We start from the raw sequence: 8,203 nt of genomic DNA on the forward strand, positions 1-8,203 counted from the left end.
CCTCAGGTGGCGGGCGGGATTCGCATCGCCACGGTGGTGCCGCTGTCTCCGGTGGTGATGCTCACCTCGGGAATCACCGCGCGAATGATCGCAAGACCTCGCCCCCGCACGGACGCCGTCCCTGGATCGGGGGGCTTCCAGCAGCCGCGATCGGCGACCGTGATGCGCAGGTCGCCATCCGAGTAGGAAGCGTGCACGCGCACGATGCCGCCGTCGCCGCGATGCCCGTGCTCGACCGCGTTGGCGCACGCCTCCCCGATCGCGAGCAACACATCGTAGCTACGGTCGGAGCCGATGCCGCACTGCTCCAGCCACTGCTGAACGGCGTGCCTGACCTCGGCCAATCGATCGGCGGTTGCCGGAAAGTCCAGCTCCAAAGGTCTCGGCGGCGTTCGGATCCGAAGCGAGCGCGACATTGTCACCTCGATGCCTCCCTGCGGGGTCTCCCGACGGTCGACGACGTCCGTGCGACGTCGATGTCGATTGCCTACTCGCCCACAGCAATACCCATTCGATCACCGCGCAAGCGGAATTCGGCGCGGCCGGGCCATCGATGGTGTTGCCGGGCCCTTCGTTTCGCCGCCCGCGATTACGAATGTTCCGATCGGGTACGTTGACGAAAGGGATCGCCCACAGCCTCGCCGCCCTGCGTGACGGGGCTCGATGCTACCGAGGTGGAAAGTGCCGAATTGCGAGCTGGGAGGTCGGCGGTGAGCGGCGAGAGCGCGTCCAAGGTTCTCGACGTACGGGTGCGCGAGCACGACGGCGTCGATGTCGTTACCGTGCACGGCGAGGTCGACATGGCGTCCGCGCCACAGCTGCAAGCCGCCCTGGAGGAAGCGCTCGAGCAAGCGCAGCGCGGCGGAAGGGCGCTGGTTGTCGACATGCTCGAGGTCGGCTTCCTCGGTTCGGCGGGGCTCAGCGTGCTGCTCGTCGCCTCGGACGCGCAGTCGCGACGGCTGCGCGTCGTCGCCTCCGACGCGGTGCGCCGCCCGATCGAACTGACCGCGCTGGACGAGCTGCTTTTGGTGTTTCCCTCGCTCCACGCCGCGCTCGCCGCGGACGAGAGCAGCGCCGCGAGCTGACCGCGCCCGGCAGGCGCTGCCGGACGAAGTCCGTCGAACGCCCGCATGGCCGGAGCGAGAGGCGGAGGTACGCCTAGCTCTGCCGCGGCAAACGGACCACCTGCACGAAGAACTCGTCGATCTGCTTGATCGCGGCCACGAACTGGTCGAGATCCACCGGCTTGGTCACGTACGCGTTGGCGTGCAGCTTGTAACTGCGCAGGATGTCCTCTTCGGCGGCTGACGTGGTCAGCACCACGACCGGAATGTGGGTCAGCTCCGGATCGGCCTTGATCTTCTCCAGCACCTGCCTGCCGTCGTACTTCGGCAGGTTCAGGTCGAGCAGGATCAGATCGGGGCGCGGCGCGTCCGCGTACTCGCCCTGCCGGTACAGGAAGTCGAGCGCCTCCTGCCCGTCGTGCGCGACGTGCAGCGTGTTGCCGATCTTGTTGTCCTCGAACGCCTCACGCGTCATCAATTCGTCGCCGGGATCGTCCTCGACGAGCAGGATATCGATCGGCTGGCCGGGAACGGTCATACTCTTGCTCCTTCAGGTTCGGTGTGGGAATCCGTGCTGTGCACTGCGGGATCGACGGCCTGGAGAGTGAAGCAGAAGCGGGCGCCGTCGCGATGATCGGTATCGATCCAGATCCTGCCGCCGTGGTATTCGACGATCTTCTTGCAGATCGCCAAACCGATTCCGGTACCGCTGTATTCGTCACGACCGTGTAACCGCTGGAAGATGACGAACACCTTCTCGGCGAATTCCGGCGCGATGCCGATGCCGTTGTCGGTCACCGAGAACTGCCAATCCCCGGACTGATTCGCGACGCGCTCGCACTCGACGCGCACGACCGGCGCGACATCGGGCCTGCGGAACTTGATGGCGTTGGCGACGAGGTTCTGCCACACCATCGTCAACAGGGTCGGATCGCCGAGGATCTCGGGCAGTTCGTCCGGCAGTTCCACGGTGGCGCCGGTGTCCTCGATCGCCGCCGACAGGTTGGTCAGCGCCTTGGTCAACGACTGGTCGAGCCGGGTCGGCTCGATGCCTTCGCTCGTCCGGCCGACGCGAGAGAACGTCAGCAGGTCGTTGATCAGCACCTGCATGCGCTTGGCTCCGTCCACCGCGAAGTCGATGTACTGCTTGCCGCGCTCGTCGAGTTCCGAGCCGTAGCGCTTCTCCAGCAGCTGGCAGAACGAGGCCACCTTGCGCAGCGGCTCCTGCAGGTCGTGCGAGGCGACGTAGGCGAACTGTTCCAGTTCGGCATTCGAACGGCGCAGCTCCTCCGCGTGCAGGTCGAGCTCCGCCTTCTGCTGCTGGAGCAGTGCCTCCTTGGCCCGTGACGCGCCGAGCTCGGCGACGATCCGGCGCCGCATGTCCTCGACGGCCTCGGCGACCAGGGCGAGATCGGCGGGACCGTGCGCGTCGATGTGGTGATCGAATTCGCCGTCCGCCACCCGCCTCGACGACTCGGTGAGGTAGCCGAGCGGGCGCGCGACCAGCCGCCGGACCAGCACGGTCACCACGACGCCGATCAGCAGGAAGGCGGCGATCATGCCGATCAGCACCGCGTTGCGCAGGCTGCGGGCGCGCGCGAGCTCGTCGTCGTCCCGCGCGACAGCCGCGGCCAGATTCTCGTTCTGCGCGGCGGTGGCGGCGCGCACCTCGTCGAAGACAGTCTTGCCCCGTATCGCCGCCGCGGTCTCGACCGGACGGGTGGTACCTGTGGTCACAGTCGCGGCGAGCGGGTCGGCGTAGTCGTCGCGCCAGCGCGCCGCGGCCCGCTCGACCGCCTCGACATCGGCGATCAGCTCGGGCCGGTCGGCGAGCAGCTCACGCAGCCGGGTCGCCGCGCGTTGCTGCTCCTGTTTGCCTTCGACGTAGGGCTCGAGGAACTGCGGGTCGGCGGCGATGGCGTAGCCGCGCAGACCGGTCTCCTGGTTCACCAGCGCGTTTTCCAGGCGGTACGCCTCGGCGGCCGCGGGCAGCGTCCGGTTCACCAGCCGGTCGGTCACCCGATTGGTGTGCCCGATGACCTGCGCGCCCGCGATCGCGCCGAGGATCGCCAGCAGGATCATCACCGCCATCACGAGCTGGAACCAGCCCTGCGCGGTCAGTTTGCCGACAGTGTTCCTCGTCATCGGCGTGCTCCCCTCTCGTCCGCTCGCCAGCGCAGATACAAGATCGCCAGGTCGTCGTCCAAACCTCCCGCGGGGGCGGCCAATTCCTCGACCCGCCGGATCAACTCGTCGACGAACGTCTCGGTCCGCTCGGCGGGCGCGACCCGCGCCAGTTCCAGCAGACCTTCTTCGCCGAGCCGCCGACCGCCGGTTCCGACCCGACCCTCGAAAAGGCCGTCGGTGAATAGCATCAGGCCCGCGCCGTCCGGCAGGTCGACCTCGTGACAGATCCATTCCGCGCGTCCGGGCAGGAAACCGAGCGCGGGTCCGCCCGGCACATCGAGCCAGTGCAACTCCTCACCGCGCTGCCGCAGCATCCCGGGATGGCCCGCCCGCCACACGTGCACGCGACGCGTCCGCGGGTCGAGCGTCAGGCTGGTCGCGGTCGCGAAGGTCTGCCGATCGGTGCGCTCGGCGAAAAGCACCCGTTCCAGCAGACGCAACTGCCGCTGCCCGGTGACGCCGCTGAGAACCAAGGTGCGCCAAGCCAACCGCAACGCGACACCGGTGGCCGCCGCGTCGGGTCCGTGCCCGGACACATCGCCGATCACGGCGTGCACCATGCCGTCCTCGTCCTGGACCACGTCGTAGAAGTCGCCGCCGAGCAGCGAATGCGCGCGACCAGGGCGATACCGCGCGACCACGTCGACGGTTCGGTCCGTGCCGAGCAGGGGCGTCGGCAACAGGCCGCGCTCCAATCGGGCGTTCTCCTGAGCCCGCATCTGGCTGGCCTGGAGCGCGGCGCTGGTGCGCTCGGCCTGCTTGCGCTGGATCGCGTAACGCACCGCGCGCACGAACAATTCGGGTTCGACCCGGCCCTTCACCAGATAGTCCTGGGCGCCGGAGGCGACGGCGTCCAGCCCGGTGCGCTCTTGATCGAGGCCGGTCATCACCACGACGGCGACCTGATCGTTGTACGCGCGGATTCTTGTCAGCGCTTCCAGACCTTGGGCATCGGGCAGGTGCAGATCCAGCAGCACGCAGTCCGGAACCGTGACGCGCAGCCGCTCGCCCGCCTCGGCCAGCGTCCGCACCCACTCCAGGCGCAGCCCCTGCGCGACGTCGGCGACGAGTTCTTCGACCAGCAATGCGTCGCCAGGGTCGTCCTCGACCAGCAACATCATCGATTCCCGGCCGAGCAGACCCGCATCGACAGTGGTATCAGCATCGTGGGTGCGCAAAGACACCACGGCCTCCGATCACAACGAAATGGCGATACCCGCCCAGGGCACGCCGACATACTCAGCGGCCGGTTGCTGGACCGAGAGGCAGCAGTGATCGTATCCGATCTCGGGCGCGGAAGCGGCCGCGGCAGAGCGGGGCGGCTGCGAGCGGGAACGGTGGGGAATTGCGTGTGACAGCGCTGAGAAAGCGAAGACGCGAGGGAATCGAAGAGCGGATGACGGGATTCGAACCCGCGACCCTCACCTTGGCAAGGTGATGCGCTACCAGCTGCGCTACATCCGCATGCACCGCGTGGCGTCCCGAGGGCGCGTTGCCGTGCGATGGGCAACTTTAGTCGGCGGGTGCCGGTGATACAAAATCGGCCGCGACTCACATAGGTTGGGCGGCATGGGTGAGGTGGTGATCGAGGTCGCCGAGAAGGCGACGGAGCAACTGGCGGAAACGGTTTCCGCGTTGAATCGGCAGCTCTCCAGCAAGCCGAGGACGCTGAGCATCGACGAGCTGGCCGAGCTGATCGAATCGCAGGCCGCACGGCTGCTGGTCGCCTACCTGGACGGCGCCCTGGTCGGCATGCTCACGCTGGTGACCTACGCCATCCCGACCGGCGTGCGCGCCAGGATCGAGGACGTGGTGATCGACGAGGCGGCCCGTGGCCGCGGCGTGGCGTTCGAGCTGACCGAGGCCGCCGTCGCACTGGCTCGCCGAGCCGGCGCCCGCACGGTGGACCTGACCTCCCGCCCCGAGCGCGAAGCCGCCAACCGGCTGTATCGCCGGGCCGGGTTCGACGTCCGCGAGTCCGTCACCTACCGGCGAACGCTCGACTGACCAGTCCTGTTTCGACGGCGAAATTCTTTACCGAACGGGGTCCGGCACCGCACGGAACGCGTCGGCGTGGTCCGTGGCCCAGTCCGCGTAGGTGCGGGGCGGGCGGTTGAGGACGGTGTGCACGTCGTCGGTGCGGACGGCGTTGCGGCCCGCGCGCACATAGGCCTGACCGGCGAGTGCGCCGTCGATGTACTCGGCCGACATGCCTGCGGACAGCATGTGCTGCCGCGCCAGTTCCTCGGGAATGTCGGCGACCTCGATCGGGTGGCCGAGGACCGTCGCGAGCGCGGCGGCCTGGTCGGCGGAGGTGAGCAGTTCGGGGCCGGTGAGGGTGTAGGTGCGGCCCGCGTGGGCGGCGGATAGCAGAGCCTCGACGGCGACGGCGGCGACATCGCGCGGGTCGATGACGCCCTGTGCCCCTTCCCCGGTGAGGTTGGGGACGGGCTGACCGGCGCGGATCGGGTCGGCCCAGCTCAGGGTGTTGGACGCGAAACTGCTCGGGCGCAACACAGTCCATTCGAGTCCGCTCTCCCGAACGGCCTGCTCGCCGGGCAGGTGCCAGGTGCCGACGCGGCCGAGTTCCGGTTCCCCGGTGCCGATGGCCGAGAGCTTCACGATTCGCCGCACACCGGCCGCGACGGCCGTGGCGACGAGGGCGCGGTCGGTGCCGGCGTCCTCGGGTCCGAGTACGCCGACCAGGAACACGGCCTCGATGGCCGTCATCGCCGCCGCCATCGAGTCGGCGTCGCCGTAGTCGCCGCGCACCACCTCGACGCCCTCCGGAGCCTGCGCCCGTGCCGGGTCGCGCGTCACCGCGCGGACCGGCGTTTCCCGCGCGGCCAGCTGCCGGACGATCTCACTGCCGATGGTGCCCGTGGCACCGGTGATCAGAATCATGACTACGACGGTGCCGTGCCCTGGCCATCGCTTCATAGGAAGTTTCGGCACAACCGCCGGGCGCGAAAATGCCTAGAGTCGATGCGGTGCAAACGTCTGTCCGAACCGCAGAGCGCCTCGAGTCCACCGAGCACACACCGGAATCGCTGCGACCGTGGCTGACCGAGCTCGGCCGGATTCCGTTGGTGCGTGACCTGTCCGAACCGTTCGCGCACATCCCGCACACCGCGACCACCATCGTGCTGCGCACCGAGGAAGCCGGACGGCGCGAGGCGCTGGTGCTCGGCCCGCGCACCAAGGCGACCTATTCGGCGGCGAAAGAGCCCGCGAGCTGCGTCCGGCTGCGGCTGGCTCCCGGCGCGACCCACGCCATGCTCGGCGTCGCCGCGAGCGAACTCACCGATCGAGCGGTCCGGCTCGCCGACCTGCCCGGTCCCGCCTCCGAACTCGCGCAGGCGCTCGCCGGGCTGCCCAACGACGACATCCTCGCCTTCCTGGAAGACGAACTACCGCAGCGTCTTTCCGAAGACGCGACGCAACGCGCGCACCGCGACCTGCTGGCCAAGGCCGCCGTGGCACTCGCCGAGCCGGCCGGGCGACCGATCCCCGCGCTGGCCGCCGACCTCGCGGTCAGCGAGCGCCAGTTGCGCAACCTGTTCAGCGCCGGAATCGGGTTGTCGCCCAAGCATTTCGCCCGCATCGGTCGGGTACGGCAGGTCATCGCCCACGCGGGAAGCACCCCGTGGTCGCGCATCGCGGCGGACAACGGTTACTACGACCAATCGCACCTGACCGCCGACTTCCGCACCCTCATGGGCGTGCCGCCGGGCAAGTTCTTCCGCGGCCACCTCCCGGCCGCCACGCCGTGCCGGGTGACGGCCTGACGGCTGCGCGCAAAAGCCGTCGGGCACAGCGACGACCATCGGGCAGAGTGCCCGATGGTCTGTCGATTATCAGTCCGTGCGACTCTCGCGGCGGGCCGCCTTCTCGGCCGCTTCGGCGGCGTCCATGGCGTTGGCCTGTTCGAGGGTCGGGGCGCTGCCGCCGAGGCGGGCCGGCACCCAGTACGCGCCGGGCTCGTGCGTGTAATCGGCCTGCACCTCGAGCAGCATCCGCTGCATGGTGGCGTGTAGCTCGGCGGTGAGGTCGGCAGCGGGTTCGTAGGGCTTAATCGGCTCGCCGACCAGGATGGAGATCGGAGTGTTGGTGCGGCCCAACCGCTTCGGGAAGCCCTTGGTCCATACCCGCTGCGCGCCCCAGATGACGATCGGGATGATCGGCACGCCCGCCTCGATGGCCATCCGAGCTGCTCCGGACTTGAACTCTTTGATCTCGAAGCTGCGGCTGATGGTGGCCTCCGGGTACACGCCGACCAGCTCGCCGCGCCGCAGGTAGTCCACCGCGGCCTTGTACGAGTCGGTGCCCGCCGCACGGTCCACCGGAATGTGCTTGAGCGCCCGCATGATCGGGCCCGAGATGCCGTTGTCGAAGACCTCCTTCTTCGCCATGAACCGCACGTAGCGCTTGGGCGTGCGCACCGGCAGTCCGGCGTACGTGAAGTCCATGTAGCCGGTGTGATTGACCGCGATGACGGCGCCACCGGTCGCGGGGATGTGTTCATCGCCCTTGACGGTGAACTTCAGACCTTGCACGAAGAAGACGGTCCGGGCCAGCCCGATGATCGTCCGGTAGACGGGTTCCACAATTCCGCTAGCGTAGTCGCAGACTTTCCCATCCGGCAGTGGCGAAACGCCCACCGGATCGGGATCCGCCCCGATCGGCTCAGAAAGAGGATCGTCGAAGTGGAACGCGCCCGACCGCTGCCGTGTAGCGACCGGACCATCAGCAACGCAGGCGACCCGGCAGCATCGAGCAAAGGTTCCACGGCGCCGCCCGGCCAGGCCCGGCGCGGGTACCGCGCGACGGTGATCGGCATGGCGTTCGGCGGCGCGCTCCTGCTGGCCGGTTGCGACTCGGTCTCGGGCATCCCGGGCGACGACCCCGCGCCCGCCAAGGCGACGACGACTCCGGCCGCCGCCATTCCCGCC

General features: G+C 68.8%; 9 protein-coding genes, 1 tRNA gene and 1 pseudogene. 4 read left to right on the top strand and 7 right to left on the bottom strand.

Annotated elements, in window-relative coordinates; translation table 11 throughout:
• Positions 1-2 precede the first annotated feature (2 nt).
• On the bottom strand, positions 3-416 hold the full coding sequence (locus NX1_RS14110) for an ATP-binding protein (protein ID WP_084501418.1): 414 nt from the start codon (positions 414-416) through the stop codon (positions 3-5).
• Between the two features lie 294 nt (positions 417-710).
• Here NX1_RS14110 and NX1_RS14115 point away from each other — a divergent pair, with 294 nt between their 5' ends.
• On the top strand, positions 711-1,085 hold the full coding sequence (locus NX1_RS14115; RefSeq protein ID WP_068058435.1) for an STAS domain-containing protein: 375 nt from the start codon (positions 711-713) through the stop codon (positions 1,083-1,085).
• Positions 1,086-1,158: 73 nt separating this feature from the next.
• Here NX1_RS14115 and NX1_RS14120 read toward each other — a convergent pair whose 3' ends face one another.
• The 4 genes from NX1_RS14120 to NX1_RS14135 all read right to left on the bottom strand — a co-directional run bounded on the left by NX1_RS14120 (position 1,159) and on the right by NX1_RS14135 (position 4,715).
• Positions 1,159-1,602, bottom strand: coding sequence for a response regulator (locus NX1_RS14120; RefSeq protein ID WP_068058437.1), 444 nt, complete (start codon positions 1,600-1,602; stop codon positions 1,159-1,161).
• The gene (locus NX1_RS14125) at positions 1,599-3,209 is read right to left on the bottom strand and encodes a sensor histidine kinase (protein ID WP_068058445.1); all 1,611 of its coding nucleotides are present in this window, start codon (positions 3,207-3,209) and stop codon (positions 1,599-1,601) included. The genes NX1_RS14120 and NX1_RS14125 overlap by 4 nt, the downstream gene beginning before the upstream one ends.
• Complete coding sequence (locus NX1_RS14130; protein WP_068058519.1) at positions 3,206-4,369, bottom strand: PP2C family protein-serine/threonine phosphatase; 1,164 nt, start codon at positions 4,367-4,369, stop codon at positions 3,206-3,208. The genes NX1_RS14125 and NX1_RS14130 overlap by 4 nt, the downstream gene beginning before the upstream one ends.
• A 273-nt stretch (positions 4,370-4,642) precedes the next feature.
• Positions 4,643-4,715, bottom strand: a tRNA-Gly gene (locus NX1_RS14135).
• A gap of 75 nt (positions 4,716-4,790) precedes the next feature.
• Between NX1_RS14135 and NX1_RS14140 the strand changes: the two genes are divergently transcribed.
• Positions 4,791-5,258, top strand: a complete 468-nt coding sequence (locus NX1_RS14140; RefSeq protein WP_281216433.1) for a GNAT family N-acetyltransferase — start codon at positions 4,791-4,793, stop codon at positions 5,256-5,258.
• A gap of 27 nt (positions 5,259-5,285) precedes the next feature.
• Here the strand turns inward: NX1_RS14140 and NX1_RS14145 are convergent, their stop codons facing one another.
• The gene (locus NX1_RS14145) at positions 5,286-6,155 is read right to left on the bottom strand and encodes an SDR family oxidoreductase (protein WP_068058449.1); all 870 of its coding nucleotides are present in this window, start codon (positions 6,153-6,155) and stop codon (positions 5,286-5,288) included.
• A gap of 86 nt (positions 6,156-6,241) precedes the next feature.
• Here NX1_RS14145 and NX1_RS14150 point away from each other — a divergent pair, with 86 nt between their 5' ends.
• Entirely contained in the window at positions 6,242-7,039 is a 798-nt protein-coding gene (locus NX1_RS14150) for an AraC family transcriptional regulator (RefSeq protein WP_218024124.1), read from the top strand.
• A gap of 69 nt (positions 7,040-7,108) precedes the next feature.
• On the opposite strand, the gene NX1_RS14155 is transcribed toward NX1_RS14150, so the two are convergent.
• Positions 7,109-7,858, bottom strand: a complete 750-nt coding sequence (locus NX1_RS14155) for a lysophospholipid acyltransferase family protein (RefSeq protein ID WP_068058452.1) — start codon at positions 7,856-7,858, stop codon at positions 7,109-7,111.
• 99 nt (positions 7,859-7,957) lie between these two features.
• Between NX1_RS14155 and NX1_RS14160 the strand changes: the two are divergent.
• Positions 7,958-8,203 (top strand): annotated as a pseudogene (locus NX1_RS14160) (hypothetical protein); the annotation flags it as partial.

Origin of the sequence: Nocardia xishanensis NBRC 101358 (assembly GCF_001613365.1) — a bacterium.
Lineage (GTDB): Bacteria > Actinomycetota > Actinomycetes > Mycobacteriales > Mycobacteriaceae > Nocardia > Nocardia xishanensis.